General features: G+C 60.9%; 15 protein-coding genes and 2 tRNA genes. 15 read left to right on the top strand and 2 right to left on the bottom strand.

The window, feature by feature from the left end:
* Window positions 1-38: 38 nt before the first annotated feature.
* The 8 genes from LKO31_RS04010 (at window position 39) to LKO31_RS03975 (ending at window position 7,830) form a co-directional block, all read left to right on the top strand.
* Window positions 39-614: a PH domain-containing protein gene (locus LKO31_RS04010; protein ID WP_227688774.1), complete on the top strand. Its 576-nt coding sequence runs from the start codon at window positions 39-41 to the stop codon at window positions 612-614.
* Complete coding sequence (locus LKO31_RS04005; protein WP_227688773.1) at window positions 611-2,152, top strand: PH domain-containing protein; 1,542 nt, start codon at window positions 611-613, stop codon at window positions 2,150-2,152. Before LKO31_RS04010 ends, LKO31_RS04005 begins: the two co-directional genes overlap by 4 nt.
* Window positions 2,149-3,918 (top strand): single-stranded-DNA-specific exonuclease RecJ, encoded by a 1,770-nt coding sequence (gene recJ / locus LKO31_RS04000; protein ID WP_227688772.1) that lies wholly within the window; start codon window positions 2,149-2,151, stop codon window positions 3,916-3,918. Before LKO31_RS04005 ends, recJ begins: the two co-directional genes overlap by 4 nt.
* Window positions 3,919-4,008: 90 nt before the next feature.
* Window positions 4,009-4,084: transfer RNA gene (locus LKO31_RS03995), tRNA-Glu, on the top strand.
* A gap of 72 nt (window positions 4,085-4,156) precedes the next feature.
* Window positions 4,157-4,232, top strand: a tRNA-Glu gene (locus LKO31_RS03990).
* 101 nt (window positions 4,233-4,333) lie between these two features.
* The gene (locus tag LKO31_RS03985; protein WP_227688771.1) at window positions 4,334-5,941 is read left to right on the top strand and encodes a DUF6538 domain-containing protein; all 1,608 of its coding nucleotides are present in this window, start codon (window positions 4,334-4,336) and stop codon (window positions 5,939-5,941) included.
* A gap of 198 nt (window positions 5,942-6,139) precedes the next feature.
* On the top strand, window positions 6,140-6,736 hold the full coding sequence (locus tag LKO31_RS03980) for a hypothetical protein (protein WP_227688770.1): 597 nt from the start codon (window positions 6,140-6,142) through the stop codon (window positions 6,734-6,736).
* Between the two features lie 542 nt (window positions 6,737-7,278).
* Entirely contained in the window at window positions 7,279-7,830 is a 552-nt protein-coding gene (locus tag LKO31_RS03975) for a hypothetical protein (RefSeq protein WP_227688769.1), read from the top strand.
* A gap of 16 nt (window positions 7,831-7,846) precedes the next feature.
* Here LKO31_RS03975 and LKO31_RS03970 read toward each other — a convergent pair whose 3' ends face one another.
* Both LKO31_RS03970 and LKO31_RS03965 read right to left on the bottom strand, forming a co-directional pair.
* The gene (locus LKO31_RS03970; RefSeq protein WP_227688768.1) at window positions 7,847-8,665 is read right to left on the bottom strand and encodes a hypothetical protein; all 819 of its coding nucleotides are present in this window, start codon (window positions 8,663-8,665) and stop codon (window positions 7,847-7,849) included.
* Complete coding sequence (locus LKO31_RS03965) at window positions 8,662-9,183, bottom strand: hypothetical protein (RefSeq protein ID WP_227688767.1); 522 nt, start codon at window positions 9,181-9,183, stop codon at window positions 8,662-8,664. The genes LKO31_RS03970 and LKO31_RS03965 overlap by 4 nt, the downstream gene beginning before the upstream one ends.
* Window positions 9,184-9,608: 425 nt before the next feature.
* Here LKO31_RS03965 and LKO31_RS03960 point away from each other — a divergent pair, with 425 nt between their 5' ends.
* The 7 genes from LKO31_RS03960 (at window position 9,609) to LKO31_RS03930 (ending at window position 14,420) form a co-directional block, all read left to right on the top strand.
* Window positions 9,609-10,154: a DUF488 domain-containing protein gene (locus LKO31_RS03960; protein ID WP_227688766.1), complete on the top strand. Its 546-nt coding sequence runs from the start codon at window positions 9,609-9,611 to the stop codon at window positions 10,152-10,154.
* A gap of 78 nt (window positions 10,155-10,232) precedes the next feature.
* Complete coding sequence (locus LKO31_RS03955; RefSeq protein WP_227688765.1) at window positions 10,233-10,739, top strand: hypothetical protein; 507 nt, start codon at window positions 10,233-10,235, stop codon at window positions 10,737-10,739.
* Window positions 10,740-10,778: 39 nt separating this feature from the next.
* A complete protein-coding gene (locus LKO31_RS03950; RefSeq protein ID WP_227688764.1) occupies window positions 10,779-10,919 on the top strand; it encodes a hypothetical protein in 141 nt (46 codons plus the stop codon).
* 77 nt (window positions 10,920-10,996) lie between these two features.
* Window positions 10,997-11,275 (top strand): type II toxin-antitoxin system RelE/ParE family toxin, encoded by a 279-nt coding sequence (locus LKO31_RS03945; RefSeq protein WP_092959611.1) that lies wholly within the window; start codon window positions 10,997-10,999, stop codon window positions 11,273-11,275.
* Window positions 11,276-11,285: 10 nt separating this feature from the next.
* The gene (locus LKO31_RS03940; RefSeq protein WP_227688763.1) at window positions 11,286-11,570 is read left to right on the top strand and encodes a HigA family addiction module antitoxin; all 285 of its coding nucleotides are present in this window, start codon (window positions 11,286-11,288) and stop codon (window positions 11,568-11,570) included.
* 197 nt (window positions 11,571-11,767) lie between these two features.
* A complete protein-coding gene (locus LKO31_RS03935; RefSeq protein WP_227688762.1) occupies window positions 11,768-13,267 on the top strand; it encodes a type I restriction-modification system subunit M in 1,500 nt (499 codons plus the stop codon).
* Complete coding sequence (locus LKO31_RS03930; RefSeq protein WP_227688761.1) at window positions 13,257-14,420, top strand: restriction endonuclease subunit S; 1,164 nt, start codon at window positions 13,257-13,259, stop codon at window positions 14,418-14,420. Before LKO31_RS03935 ends, LKO31_RS03930 begins: the two co-directional genes overlap by 11 nt.
* Window positions 14,421-14,434: the final 14 nt, after the last annotated feature.

The raw sequence follows: 14,434 nt of genomic DNA, 5'->3' as shown, positions 1-14,434 counted from the left end.
GTGGTGGCCCTACGCCGCCACAACGCTATAGTCGGGGGATGATCCTTGATCCCACCTCATCCCCCGACATCAGCACCACAGTCGCAGGCACCATAAACGCGGACACCCCCGCCGATTCCGCTCCGCTCACCCCCATCGAACCGCGCTATATCTGGGTCTTGCGCACCCAAATGGCGATCCCGCTGTTCCTCTTGGTGCTGCTATGCGGGGTGGCGGAATATGCCTTGCTGCCCCGCCACATTCTGCATCCCCTGCTCCCCATGTTCACCCTGACCGGCATCGCGCTCGCCGCCAAAATCTTGCTCGTCTGGCACCTGCCCAACCGCCGCCTCGTCCATATCGCTTATCATATGGGGCCGGACCATCTGCGCATCACGCGCGGCTATTTGTTCCGCGTCGACACGCTGATTCCCCTCGCGCGGGTTCAGCATATCGATGTGCGCCAAGGCCCCCTCGAACGCTTCCTCGGCCTCGCCAGCCTGACCATCAACACCTCTGGCATGATGAACCAAGCCGTCACCCTTCCGGGCCTCAGCGCCCAAGACGCCGATGTGATGCGCGCCGCCATCCACCGCCGCATCCAGTCCGGTCTGGAATGGCCCCAGCCAGCATGACTTCAATTAGCCCGCTCCCCACCCCCGCGCCGCCCCTTCTCTGGCAGCGTCAACATATCAGCGCGCTATTGTTCGGCCTGTTCGATCTGGTGAAGAACCTCACCCAGCTTATCCCCGCCATCGCGGCGCTGGGCCTCAGCGGCCATGCCCGTTACATCCCATGGGCCATCGCCGCTTACGCGCTGCTGCACATCCTTCGCGTCCTCTTGCGCTGGGCCACCACCCTTTATGCGGTTCAGCCGGACGCCCTGTTCGCCCGCCACGGCTTATTGTCCCGCCACCAACGCCACATCGGTTTTGACCAGATTCAAGACATTAGCATCGAACAAAATATCATCTCCCGCATGTTCGGCGTCGCCAAGCTCAGCGTCGAAACGGGCGCAGGCGGCGGCGAAGATGATCTCGGCCTCAACGCCATCACCATGCCCAAAGCCATGGCCCTGCGCGCCGCGCTACACCAACATCGCGCCGCCACCCCAACCGAAACCCATACCGACACCCAACACAGCGCCGCGTCCACCGCCCCCACAGACACCCCAGACGCCCCGCACAGCCTCTACACCCTATCCCGTCACCATTTGATGCTATCCGGCCTGCTCAGCCCATCCTTGGGCCTCCTCGCGGCTCTGGCCGCCCTGCTGGGCGCAGCAGAGCGTATCCAGCCCTTTGGCTATGATATTTCCGACCCCCGCACATGGGCGCGCCTCACGGCCGACGCAGGCTTTGGCGATTGGCTGCGCATGGCCCCCATCACCATCGCTTTATGGCTCGCCCTCATCTTGGGGTTGCTGATGCTGCTCACTGGCACCCTTTCCACCATTTTTCGCGATTGGGATTACCGCCTGACCAGCGACGAACGGGCGCTCCGCCGCACACGCGGCCTCACCACCCGCACCGATGTCGTGATCACCATTGACCGCATCCAAAGCGCCACCATCCGCGCCTCATGGCTAAAACATCAGCTCGGCTGGCACGAATTGCATTTGCGCAGCCTTGCGCAGGATATCGGCGGCACAGCCGATGGCGGCGGCCATCAAGCTCTCCCCTTCGCCCGCTCCGACACCGTCGATCATGTGCTGGGCCACATCCACCTCTGCCCGCCTTGGCCGGATGTTATATGGCAGCGCAGCCATATCGCCTCGGCCCTGCCCGCCTGCGCCTTCGCGCTACTGCTGATGCTGGCGGGCGCGGCGCTGTTTCCGGCGCACACGCCTTATGGCGCGGCGCTCCTCGCGACAGGCTTGGCCATCGCTATCCTCGCCGTCCTATCCGCCCAGCGGCGGCAGCATGGCGTCACAGGGTCTTGGCTGCTCATTCGGCGCGGGCTATTCGCGCCGTCCATCACCATCATTCCCTTTGCCTCTGTCCAAAGCATCACGATTTCCGACACCAGCCTCAGCCGCTACTGGGGCCTTGCCACTTTGGCACTCGGTATTCCCGGCTCCAGCCGCTATGCTGATGACATCATCCCTGCCATATCGCGCAGCCATGCCATGGCCCTGCGCGCCAAGATTTTGAATCAGGACCCAAGTTTATGAATGAAAATGTGCTGGGCATCACCCACAGCCTGTCGGGTCAAGCATGGAATTGGCGGCGCAGCAGCGCCGATATGGCATCCGAAAATCTGGCCCCCGATGATCTGATCACCCAATTGCTGCTGGCCCGCGGCGTCGCCCGCGACGATCTTGATCGCCAACGCGCTCCCGCCCTGCGCAGCTTCATGCCCAACCCCTCTATCTTCCGCGACATGGACAGCGCCGCCGAACGCATCGCAAACGCCATCGAAGCGGGCGAAGCCATCACCATTTTCGGCGATTATGACGTCGATGGTGCGACCTCCGCCGCTCTGCTCGTGCGCCTGCTGCGCAGCCTTGATGTTCCAGCTTCTGCCTATATCCCTGACCGTTTGATGGAAGGCTATGGCCCCTCCGGCCCCGCCTTGGTCAAAATTGGCGAAGCGGGATCGCGCCTGATCGTCACCGTCGATTGCGGGGCCCAAGCCTTTGACGCCATCGACCAAGCCAATGCGGCGGGCATCGAGGTGATCATTGTCGACCATCATCAATGCGCCACAACGCTGCCCGCCGCCTTTGCGGTGGTCAACCCCAACCGCCTCGACGAAGATGCCGAGGCCGCCTCCCACGGCAATTTGGCGGCTGTCGGCGTGGCCTTCCTCTTGGGCGCGGCAATTTTGCGGACGCTTCGCGGGCGCGGCCATTTCGCCAACCGCCCCGAACCCGTCTTAATGGACCTGCTCGACCTCGTCGCCTTGGGCACGGTCGCCGATGTCGCCCGCCTCACGGGCTTTAACCGCGCGCTGGTCACCCAAGGGCTGAAAATCATGGCACGGCGCGGCAATATCGGCCTGTCCGCCCTGATGGACGCTGCCCGCCTCACCAAGCCGCCGACCGCCAGCGACATGGGCTTTGCATTGGGCCCACGCATCAATGCGGGCGGACGTGTCGGAAAATCCGACCTTGGCGTGCGTCTGCTCACCACCAACGACCCCGATGAAGCGGCCGAAATTTCCCAAGAACTCAACCGCCTCAACGAAGAACGGCGCGCCATCGAAGCGGGCGTCCTCGACGAAGCGATGACCGCCAGCGCCGCCACCGCCAACGCCCCCGTGGCGCTGGTGTCCGGCCAAGGCTGGCACCCCGGCGTCATCGGCATCGTCGCAGGCCGCCTCAAAGAAAAATTAAAACGCCCCGCCATCGTCATCGCGGTGGACGAAGACGGCATCGGCAAAGGCTCTGGCCGCTCGATTAACGGGGTCGATTTGGGGGCGGCCATTTTGGCGGCCAAGGAAATGGGTTTGCTGGTGGCAGGCGGCGGTCACGCCATGGCGGCGGGATTGACGGTGCAAGCCGACAAGATCGACGCCTTGGGTGCCTTTTTTAACGAGCGCTTGGCCGGTGATGTCGAACGCGCCAACCAAGGCCGCGCATTGTTAATCGACGCCGTCCTCGCTCCGCGCGGCATCAGCCCGACATGGTGCGACGCCATCGAAAGCGCTGGCCCTTATGGCGCGGGCTGGCCCGCCCCGCGTGTCATCACCGGCCCTGTCCGCATTGTCGAATCGGGCATCGTCGGCACCGATCATCTCCGCCTCATCGTCTCCGGCGAAGATGGTGCGCGCTTCAAAGCCATCGCCTTTCGCGCCGCCGAAACGGAAATGGGCCAAATCCTACTCTCCACACGCGGGAATCGCCGCTTGTGGCTGGCGGGCCGCGCCAAGCGCGACGATTGGGGAAATCGCCCCACCGCCGAACTCCATCTCGAGGATGCGGCATGGGCAGATTAATGTTATTTTTCAAAAAAAATGCCACTTTCCTCAATCCTCTACTTGACCATATGCCCAAGGCTGTTTAGAGGCCCGCTTCACCGAACAGACGGCCCCTTCGTCTAGCGGTCTAGGACGTCGCCCTTTCACGGCGAAAACACGGGTTCGAGTCCCGTAGGGGTCACCACGGCACGCATTTTCTGATGCGTCGGGATGAGAATCCCAAGCTTCTCCATATATTATGGCGCAGCAAACAGATGGCCCCTTCGTCTAGCGGTCTAGGACGTCGCCCTTTCACGGCGAAAACACGGGTTCGAGTCCCGTAGGGGTCACCATAATCCGCCGAATGTCTCAGAAATGGGCAAGAACAGCGGATTTCAGACATTTAGACGTGCCCACTGGTCACAATTCTGTGATACAAAGAGGCATGGAAAAGATGGCTGACATGCAACGGCTGCTGAAGCGCGGCGACACCTACCACTATCACCGGCGCGTGCCGCTCCACCTTGTCGATACAGTCGGCAAGAAATTCATTCGGCTTGCGCTGGGCACTGACAGTCCCAAGGAAGCCCGCCGTCGCCGCACCCTGGAGGACGCTCGCGCCGATGCGATGTTCCGCGATGCGGAAAAAGGCATCAAGCCCGGCAGTGGTCGCGTTGGCGTGTCGCTAGACGCCCTCACCGGCTATGTCCGGGAGACTGTCGAGGAGATGGACCGCAAGGCGTCCGAACGGTTGGCGCTAGCGCCACCCGTCGACAAACAGAAGCTGGCCGACATGGTGCAGGACGCTGAAATCCAGCTCGGCATCCTGACCGACCCCGGCGACCCTCGGCAAGACGAACTTGTGTCGCGGGCGACCGACCGCATCGCCCACGCCAACGGCGCGGACCTCACCGACGACGCGCTGGTCGCTCAATTCGCCGAAGTCGTGCGACGGGGCCTGGTGGAAGTCACCCGGCGTCACATAGGGCGACTTACGAACACGAACGGCAGCGCGTTCCACGACGCCGCATTTGATCCTGCCGCGCAGACCGCCACCCCCGCGAGCGTGGCCGCGCTCGACACTGACATTGTGGACGGGTGGGCGGCCGAGCGCAAACCTTCGCAGAAGTCGATAGACAGTCACCGGAGCGAAGCTCGTAAGTTCGTCGCCCATACCGGCATTAAGGGAGTGGGAGCGATGACGCGAGCGGACGTGTTGACCTACAAGGCGTCGATGATCGCGGATGGCCAGAGCCCCGCTAACATCAAGACCCGGCTGGCTCGCCTCAGCACCGTGCTGGGCTGGGCCGCCGAGAACGGCCACCTCGCCGCAAACCCTGCCAAGGGCATCACGATCAAGGTGCCGAAGAAATCCAAGGATAAGCGCCAGCCCTTCGGTCCCGACGACCTCAACGCGATCTTCGCCGGTCCCGTTCATGCGGATGGCGAACGGCCTCTGCGTGGACGCGGGGAAGCCGCCTATTGGCTGCCTTTGCTCGCACTGTTCAGCGGCGCACGCCTAGAGGAAATGGCCCAGCTTCGCGCCGAGGACGTGGCTCGGCACAGCTATGTCGATGGTGATGGCCAGACACGGCATGGCTGGTTCATCAAGATTTTTGAAGTTGACGGCGAGCATGGCACCACGGTCAAGACCGTGGACAGCGAACGCCTTGTGCCCGTGCATCCCGTGCTGGAGACGCTGGGCTTCATCACGTTCGTGAAGGCTCAGCAGGACGCTGGACATGTTCGCCTGTTCCACCTGCTGAAGCCCGGAGCCTATGGACGGCTGGGCAACAAATGGGGCGAATGGTGGTCGGGCTACATGCGCAGCACCATCGGCATCACCGACAAGCGGATCGTATTCCATAGCTTCCGCCACACGTTCAAGGACATGGCTCGCCACTGCGGCCTGCCCGAAGGTGTGACGCGCCAGATTATGGGTCACAGCGGCGAGGACGTCGCCGACGATTACGGCAACGGCTACTCCTTGTTCCAACTCGTCGAGGGCATGGCGAAGGTGAAGGCCGTGGGTGTGACGCTACCCGCGCCGCCTGCCGGTTAGCCGATTGCTGACTTCGTCGGTAACGAAGATTTATCCGATCCCGCTGTAATCCGTTGTACCTGCATTGGTATCAGCACTGAAAAGAGAAAACCCCCGCCTTGCCGGGCGAGGGCTTTCAGGAGCGCCGAGACGACGCTGATCGACACCAGCATTTCTACGTCCGGCTCTCCTTCGATGCAACTCGATAGGAGCAAACCGATGTCCAAGATGAACCCATTCCTGCCCGAGGCAAAGGCCAAGGCCGCACTCGCGGCTGAGATGGCCAAGGGCAAGACGAAGGCGAAGGGCGCGAAGGTGCCCGACAAGAAGGCCGAGGCGTTCGCAAAATCTGCCGAGAAGGCGGCACAGGCCAATGCGCTATGGGAGCGTCCCAACCTGCTTGCAATGTGTCGGAAGCTGGCGGGCACTGACATGGCCGCTGGCATCCTTCTCCATCACATCCTGTATGTCTGGCGTAATCGCGACTATAAGCTGCAACGGAAACTTCCTGGCTGGCCCTGCGATCAGTGGCTGGCACACAGCAGGGATGGGTGGGCTGTCGCATCGGGGCTGTCACCAGCCGAGATGGCGAAGCGCGCCCTGCCGAGGCTCAAGCAATACTGCGGCGAGTTCCTCATGATCCGGGCGATGGGGCATGGTCCCGCTAAGATGCTGTGGATCAGCGTGGATGAGATCGCCTTGCAGGAGCACGTCTCTGGGTCGGCTGCCATGCCCTGGGACATGTTCCATGCGGCGCTCAACGGCGTCGGTCCCGGTCACGAAAAGCAGCCCGCGAACGCTTACGCGAAGATGTGAGGCGGTCGGTCTTCGACTTGACGCGGAAGCTGTGAAATGCAGTTCTGGCAACGATTATTAAAACAGCCCGAACGGGCACGGTTAAATACCTTCGGTATTGTAGAGAACGGTATTAAGAGAAATGTTTCCTATTATCTTACGATAATAGGGCGGAGGCGGTCGCTGACGCTCCCGCTACGCATGTCCTCCGAACCCTGTTCGGACACCCTCTCCCGAGAGGGAATAGATTACCCAAGCCCCAAACGTATCCATTTGGGTATTATTGGGCAGGGCCTCCTTTCTCGGTCTCGTGACGCTCTCGGTGAACGGAGGATCGTTGCCTGTGCAGATTGCAATTAATTGCAATCTGCTATCCGTTAGGACCGGGACGATAGGTTCGGGCGTATCAACGCGGTCGAGGAAAAGTGCGACGCTCCGGCTCACGACGACACTCAGCTCGATCGTCAAGGTGCGATATCCGTTCGCCCCGCTGACCATATCCCCTTGCCTGGCTGCGTCTTTCACATAGTCATCTGGTCCCAATCACGACAAAGGTTTCACAGATGGAAGGGATCAACAAGACCGCAGCCGAGGTGCCTCAGGACCTCATCGACCAGAGCAGGTCACGCCTCCTCGAAACAGCCCGCTTCTTGCGAAACGTCCGAGATGACAATCCCGACGAGTTTCGATCGGCCGCGAGACAACTGAAGATCGGCCTGCGCAAAGCGTATCATTTGGCTCAGATCGACGAGGCGCTCAGCGACATGGATATTTCCGCCGAACGGGCGCAGCGCCTGGGCTGGACCAAGCTCTCGCTTCTCGCGGCATATGGCAAAACCGAAACGATCGACGAACTGCTCGACGTGGCGGAGGGCTGCACCGCGCATGAGCTAAAGATGCACATTCGCGAAGGCGGGTTCGACCCCGAAGGTCGTACTGTCGTCCTGCACTTCAACAAGGAGCAATATGTGCTGCTCGAACAGGCTCTGCGCGCCAAGGGAGCCGAGCCACATTCCAGGGGGCTTCTGAAGAAGGAGGCGGCGCTCATGAGATTGATCTCCGAGAGCTTGACAGGCTCAGCCCCTGCACCAAAGCCGAGTACGGGGACAGACTGATCGTGGACCAGGTGCCTTATCCTGCCTGTGCCGGGATCGGGACATCGCCCTCCTTGTATTCGGCGACGATCCAGACGAGGCTTTGCAGGTCGATATTGTCGCGTGGGTCCAGATCAGCCACCTCCCGCGCTGTCTGCGCCATGAGATCACGGAGGCTGGCATATACGGCAGGATCAAGTGCCGGGCTGTAATCATGCACGAAGGGATGGCCCACCCGCTCGGCAAACTCCTGCGTCACCATCGGCTTCAGGAACATGTGATCCTCGGGCCGCCACAAGAATGGCAGATATGTCACCGCCGTCCACTTCGCGACGTCATGCTTGCCCAGCAGTCCGGCCATGGTTGCCAGAGCGGCGTCGATCTCCCCGATTGTAAAGCGCGCTGCGGCCTGAACGAAGACGTCCGCATCGGGGCCTCGCAGCAGCGGCTCCAGACGGGTCTTCTCGAAGGGCGATAGCAGGTTTGTGCCGCGATAGACGGACAGAACAGCTTCCCCCAGGTCGCTGCCGGTCAACGCTCGCTCCAGCGGCGCAGTGTCATCGAGCTTGGCCTTGGCCTTCAGCTTGTAATTGCGTTCAGCTTCCTCGAAGGCCGGAGAGCGGAAACCGTCCGGGAAGAACTGCCGAAATCGGGATCGCGCACCGTCGAAACCGAAATAGGCATCGCTGGTTCGCCCTGCGGCGGCGCGCAGGTCCGTCCAGAGCTGGACGGGATCGTCACCGTCGATCCGGCTCAACTGCTTGCCGCCCGAGATTACCAGACCGACAAAGCCTTTGCCGGTATCGACGAGCCGCAACGTGTTTTTGCCGATCACGTCATTCCGAATGGTTTTCATACCCCTCCCTCATTTGTAATTTGCGACGCGGTGGCGCGCACCTTGTCTGCCAGGTCCGTGATCGGCACCGGCCTGCTAAATCTGCTGATCGTGCTCAGGGCTGCTTGCTTCACGTCCGGCAGGTCGCGGGTGGCGACGACATAGAACTGCCACTGCCACGGGTCGCGATGATCGGCGTGGTCGGCATAAATGCCATGATGCGCGAATATGTAGATATGGGCTGGACGCCCCACTTGGGCGATCCACTCGGTTCCACCCTGCCAGTGGCCCGTGCGCATCGCGACATCGAAGATGGGCTTGCTCGGCTTGACGGTGGACCACGATTGCATCGCTGCTGATTGTTTGACCTCCAGCCGGAGGCCGTCAGGCCGCTCGAAGTCCCATCCGGCGTAATCGGCGCTGCACCAACTCCATTCTGGCTCCAGGGCAAGAGCGATGATCGCCTCGGCCACGTGCCCCCGCAGAACATTCGTGACTAACGGCTTCCCGAATGCGACCTGCGAAACCTTGGCGATCACGTCGCCGATCCCGAACGCCGGTTCCCCGGACTGCTGTGATGTCGTACTGATCCTGCCCCTCCGTCGCCCCGGTCTTCCTGTGGGGCGACGGCCGAAGCCGGATGTTGGAAACCTGATCGCTAGAACAGGCGCATGCGCCTTTACCGGCAGAACCGGCTGGACATGCGCGCATGCCACCCGGCCTCCGAAATCGGCGACCGAGGTCTAGCGATTGGGGTTTCCACGCCCCGCTCCCCGGCTTTCACGGAGAGCGAGCCGGTAATAGCGAAGCTCATCGAAGATAGGAAGGTATCGAGCGCAGCAGGGACGCGAGCGAGGCCAGATGCAGCAGCGGCTCGGCTGCTGAAAAATACATTAAGTAATTGATAATGTTATCTTATTTATAGATATAGCCATAAGATGATCCTTGTTCAGAAAGGATCAAGATGATTAATGTTCTAACCTTGGGTCATTCCTCCATCGGCTGGGACGAGTTCTATTGCGCTCTCGACCAGTTCAACGTCGGTTGTATTATCGACGTGCGGTCATCGCCCCGATCGCGCTGGCGACACTTCTTCAAACCTGAATTGCGGGTGCGGCTGAACAGGGTTGGCGTGAGCTACGTCCACCTGGGCCATGCTCTGGGCGGGATACCCACGAACGGCCCAACCGATTATTCGACGCGACGCGGCACCGCCGCCTTCGCCACCGCGATCGAGACCGTTCTGGGGATCGCTGCCCGATGCACGCCCGCCATCCTGTGTGCAGAGCGCGACGCACTGCAATGTCATCGCTTCTCGCTGATCGCCCGTCACCTCCACAACCTGCCCGATGTCCGGGTCGCGCACATTCGCCACGACGGCACGCTGGAGAGCCACGAAGAGGCCGAAGCCCGCCTGATGACCCTGCACAAGCTGACCGCCGATCTGCTCACGGATCACAACGAGCGGCTAGCGGAAGCCTATGTCCGGCAGGAGCGCAAATTCGGCTGAAATCCGAAATCGTTAGCTCCCCATTTTGTGCATGGCGACTTTGGAATAGCCTTTTGAAATCACGGGACGAATTGAGATATGCAAAAACCAATAATTGTCGAAAATGAGAGTGACGAGATTTATGCAATTAATTGCAAACCTATCACTCCCATGGGCTGGCACCCTCAACCCGTAGAGCCGTTTTCAGAGCCGGTTCACCGCTTACTATCCTCTTCCTTATCGACAGGCACCCAGCGCGGCTACGCGGCTGATCTGGCTCATTTTCGGGCATCTGGCAGGGACATCCCCTGTCCACCGCGCGCCCTGGCAGAATATCTGGCCGATCTGGCCGAAACCCATGCCGTCGCCACGATCCAGCGCCGGCTGGCAGCCATCGCAAAGGCACATCGCGCCCTTGGGTATGATGATCCGTGCAAGACCGAAATTGTGAAGGCGACGATGAGCGGGATCAGGCGGACGAAGGGTATGGCCCAGCGCGAGGCGCAGGCGCTGCAACGCGACGACCTGTTCGCGGTGCTGGAACGCATGGATGACTGGGCGCTCCCCGAGAGGCTCGTCCTCATCAAGCCAGAAGATTTTGCATAGCAGGATGAGTATCGGATCGCGGTCGGAGCTAGGGGAACCATGAACGTCGAGAATGTCGGGCTGACAATCCAGACGGGACCGACTGCCTCCGTCTTTGAGGCAATGCCTGATCCGATCTTCCTGAAGGTCGGAAAGCTGGGCGAACTTGTGACCCTGCATCGCTTCGCGGAAGCAGAGTGATTATCTGGGCGTCTGCGATGACAGCGTGTCACGCAGTCGACGTTTGCATCTTGTAACGCAACACGATACAGTGCGTCATGATAATCGGATTTCGGCACAAGGGACTTGAAGCCTTTTATCGCACTGGCACGACAAAGGGCGTTCAGGCTTCCCATGTGAAGAAGCTCCGCAACATCCTTGGCCTGCTCGATGTCGCGGCAGGGCCGGAGGACATGAACCTGCCGTCCTTCAAGCTGCACCCGCTGAAGGGCGACCTGAAAGGGCATTGGTCGATTTGGGTCAACGGCAACTGGCGTGTCACCTTCCGCTTTGTCGGCACCGATGCCGAGCTTGTCGATTATCAGGATTACCATTGAGGCAATGACGATGATGCACAATCCTCCCCACCCCGGCGAACTGCTCCGCGATGAGGTCATTGCGGAACTGGGCCTGTCCGTCACCGAAGCCGCTAACCGCCTCGCTATGTCGCGGGTTGCCCTGTCGCGTGTGCTGAACGGCAAGGCCGCGATCAGCCCCGATCTGGCCGTGCGGCTTGAGCAGGCAGGCGCAAGCACTGCTAGGGCGTGGCTTGCCATGCAGGCGAATTACGATCTCTGGTGCGCTCAGCAGCACAAGCAGCCGCCCGTGCGTCGATTGCAGGATGCAGCCTGACAGGTCAGGTCTAAGCTCCGATAACCTTCACTTATCAGAGCCTACAAACGGGCTGTGCAGCCACTCCGGCATCGTGCAATTAATTGCAAATACATTTTCTCATGTCTTTGTGTCGCCAATAATCGTCGGCGCTGCTATCGGATCATCAGGTGAACAAAGTTCGCGGCTCAGGGAGGAGCCGCGTTTCTGGGGGATTAATGCCAATACTGACGCAAGCTGAGCTTGAACGCCATCTATGGGGCGCGGCAGACATATTACGCGGCACCGTAGATGCCGGGGATTACAAGCAATATATCTTCGGCCTGCTGTTCTACAAACGCTTGTGCGACGTGTGGGACGAGGAGTTCGAGACGCTGCTGGCCGAGACCGGCGACCGCGAGGAAGCCGCTGATCCTGACGAGCACCGCTTCCACATCCCGAAGGAGCACCGCTGGGACGCTGTGCGCCAGCACGCCACGCAGATTGGTCAGCGGTTGAACAATGCGCTGGCGGCCATTGAAGATGCCAACCTGCGGCTGCGCGGCGTGTTCGGCGATGTGGACTTCGCCAACCAGGATCGCTTCTCCGACGCTCTGCTGGAAAAACTGCTGTCGCACTTCGAGAAGCACCGGCTGCGTAATGCCGATGTGCCAGCCGATATGCTGGGCGATGCCTATCTCTACCTCATCAAGATGTTCGCGGAAGGCGCGGGCAAGAAGGGCGGCGAGTTTTACACGCCGCGCCAGATCGTCCGCCTTATGGTCGAGATACTCGATCCGCGCCCCGGCATGTCGATCTACGATCCTACCTGCGGTTCTGGCGGCATGTTGCTGGAGGCGGTGCAGTATCTGAAGGACCGGGGCGAGGATGCACGCACCCTGTCGCTCCATGGGCAGGAGAAGAACTTCGCCACTTGGGGCATCGCCGAGATCAACCTGTTCCTGCACAACGTCGATGACGCCTTCATCGCCAAGGGCGACACGATCCTGTCCCCCAAGCGATACGACCCCAAGGCCCGCGAGTTCGTGGAAGGCATCGGGGCCTATGACCGGGTGCTGGCCAACCCGCCGTTCAGCGAAAAGGTGTGGGGCTACGATGTCTGGCAGAACGGCGATCCGTTCGGGCGCGATACCTATGGCTGCCCGCCCAAGGGCTATGGCGATCTGGCGTTCGTCCAGCACATGCTCGCCAGCCTGAAGGACGACGGGATGCTGGCCGTGGTCGTGCCGCACGGCGTCCTGTTCCGTGGCGGGGCCGAGGGGCGGATCAGGCAGGCCATGCTGGATGTCGATGTGATCGAGGCGGTCTTGGGTCTTGCCCCTAACCTGTTCTACGGCGCGGGCATCCCTGCCGCCGTGCTAGTATGCCGCAAGGCCAAGCCTGCCGAGCGGCGGGGCAAGGTGCTGATCGTCAACGGCGATGCCACCTACCAGCCGGGCAAGGCGCAGAACTTCCTGACCCACGATCATGTCCGCACGCTGGCCGATGCGGTCCATGCCTTCGCCGATATCGAGAAGCTGGCCCGCGTTGTGCCGGTCGAGGAGATCGCCGCCAATGGCCATAACCTCAACATCAGCCGCTATGTGCAGACCGGTGCGGATGCCGAGACGGTCGATGTCGCGGCGGAGGTCGCCAAGCTGCAAGACCTGATCGCCAAGCGTAACGATGCGGAAGCCGTGATGTTCGGGCATCTTAAGAGGCTTGGCTATGTCGGGTGAGGTGTTGGCAGCCTGTAATCCATCCTTACAAGTTGAGCAGATGTCCGGTCCGCCACGCGAATGGGCGCAGCTAACGCTCGGTGACATCCTCACCCTCGAATATGGGCGTTCGCTGCCTGACAAGTCACGCCGACCCGGTGCAGTGCCAGTTTATGGGTCGAATGGTGTGGTAGGCTGGCACGACGAAGCCCTTGTGCCCAAAGGCGGTATCATCATTGGCCGAAAAGGAACGGCAGGCTCGGTAACGGTATCGTCCGATGCTTTCTGGCCCATCGACACAACCTATTTCGTGAAGCCACGCCAAACAGTCGATTGGGACTGGTTGGCAGCCACCCTTCATCATGCCCGGTTGAATGAGTTGAACGAGGCAACCGGGGTGCCGGGTCTCAATCGTGACAAAGCATATCTCCAGCCCATCCTTCTCCCATCCCTCGACGAGCAGCGGCGGATCGCCGAGGTGCTGCGGTCGGTGGATGAGGCGATTGCGGCGAACCGGGACACGCTCGATCAGGTTGCGCGTGCGCGTGCGGCCATTCTCCACGCGGCTTTCGAGGAAACGCCGTGGGAAGTGGTGCAACTTGGTGAATTAGGAAGTTGGCAGAGCGGTGGCACTCCGTCCAAGGACGATGAAGCCAAGTGGGGCGGTGATGTTCCTTGGGTGTGTCCACGGGATATGAAAACTCCGGTAATCAGGCAAACGCACTCGACACTCACGCCACTGGCTCTTGGTGGAAGCTGCAAGCTGGTCCCGAGGGGAACCCTGATGATCGTGGTTCGCGGCATGATATTGGCGAAAGCTATTCCGACAGCAACGATAGCCATGGATGCTACGTTCAATCAGGACATGAAGGCGTTTCGGCCAAATGGCCGTGCGTTGCCGAAGTTCGTGCAGCTATGCTTACAGCATCAAGAGCAGCAGCTTTTGCGCGTGGTGAATACGGCTACGCATGGAACGAAGAAACTCGACACCGACACGCTGCTATCAGTGTCAGTGCCGCTCCCCGATTTGGAAACACAGCAGGGAATTGCCGATGCGGTATCCGATCTGGACTTCGCCTTGGTCATGTATGGTGAGGAGCACATTCGATTGAGCACAGTGAAACAGGCCATCATGTCCGACCTGCTCTCCGGTCGCGTGCGAGTGCCCGCATGAGGCTAGGACAGGGA

Origin of the sequence: Sphingopyxis yananensis, assembly GCF_020687785.1 — a bacterium.
Classification (GTDB): domain Bacteria; phylum Pseudomonadota; class Alphaproteobacteria; order Sphingomonadales; family Sphingomonadaceae; genus Sphingopyxis; species Sphingopyxis yananensis.
Note: the sequence above shows the minus strand (reverse complement) of the source record. Positions and strands in the feature narration are given on the sequence as shown.

What these genes read in the sequence shown, in the direction of transcription:
- LKO31_RS04010 (WP_227688774.1), top strand. Translation starts at nt 39, where the DNA reads ATGATCCTTGATCCCACCTCATCCCCCGACATCAGCACCACAGTCGCA.
- LKO31_RS04005 (WP_227688773.1), top strand. Translation starts at nt 611, where the DNA reads ATGACTTCAATTAGCCCGCTCCCCACCCCCGCGCCGCCCCTTCTCTGG.
- recJ (WP_227688772.1), top strand. Translation starts at nt 2,149, where the DNA reads ATGAATGAAAATGTGCTGGGCATCACCCACAGCCTGTCGGGTCAAGCA.
- LKO31_RS03985 (WP_227688771.1), top strand. Translation starts at nt 4,334, where the DNA reads ATGGCTGACATGCAACGGCTGCTGAAGCGCGGCGACACCTACCACTAT.
- LKO31_RS03980 (WP_227688770.1), top strand. Translation starts at nt 6,140, where the DNA reads ATGTCCAAGATGAACCCATTCCTGCCCGAGGCAAAGGCCAAGGCCGCA.
- LKO31_RS03975 (WP_227688769.1), top strand. Translation starts at nt 7,279, where the DNA reads ATGGAAGGGATCAACAAGACCGCAGCCGAGGTGCCTCAGGACCTCATC.
- LKO31_RS03970 (WP_227688768.1), bottom strand. Translation starts at nt 8,665, where the DNA reads ATGAAAACCATTCGGAATGACGTGATCGGCAAAAACACGTTGCGGCTC.
- LKO31_RS03960 (WP_227688766.1), top strand. Translation starts at nt 9,609, where the DNA reads ATGATTAATGTTCTAACCTTGGGTCATTCCTCCATCGGCTGGGACGAG.
- LKO31_RS03955 (WP_227688765.1), top strand. Translation starts at nt 10,233, where the DNA reads ATGCAAAAACCAATAATTGTCGAAAATGAGAGTGACGAGATTTATGCA.
- LKO31_RS03950 (WP_227688764.1), top strand. Translation starts at nt 10,779, where the DNA reads ATGAACGTCGAGAATGTCGGGCTGACAATCCAGACGGGACCGACTGCC.
- LKO31_RS03945 (WP_092959611.1), top strand. Translation starts at nt 10,997, where the DNA reads ATGATAATCGGATTTCGGCACAAGGGACTTGAAGCCTTTTATCGCACT.
- LKO31_RS03940 (WP_227688763.1), top strand. Translation starts at nt 11,286, where the DNA reads ATGATGCACAATCCTCCCCACCCCGGCGAACTGCTCCGCGATGAGGTC.
- LKO31_RS03935 (WP_227688762.1), top strand. Translation starts at nt 11,768, where the DNA reads ATGCCAATACTGACGCAAGCTGAGCTTGAACGCCATCTATGGGGCGCG.
- LKO31_RS03930 (WP_227688761.1), top strand. Translation starts at nt 13,257, where the DNA reads ATGTCGGGTGAGGTGTTGGCAGCCTGTAATCCATCCTTACAAGTTGAG.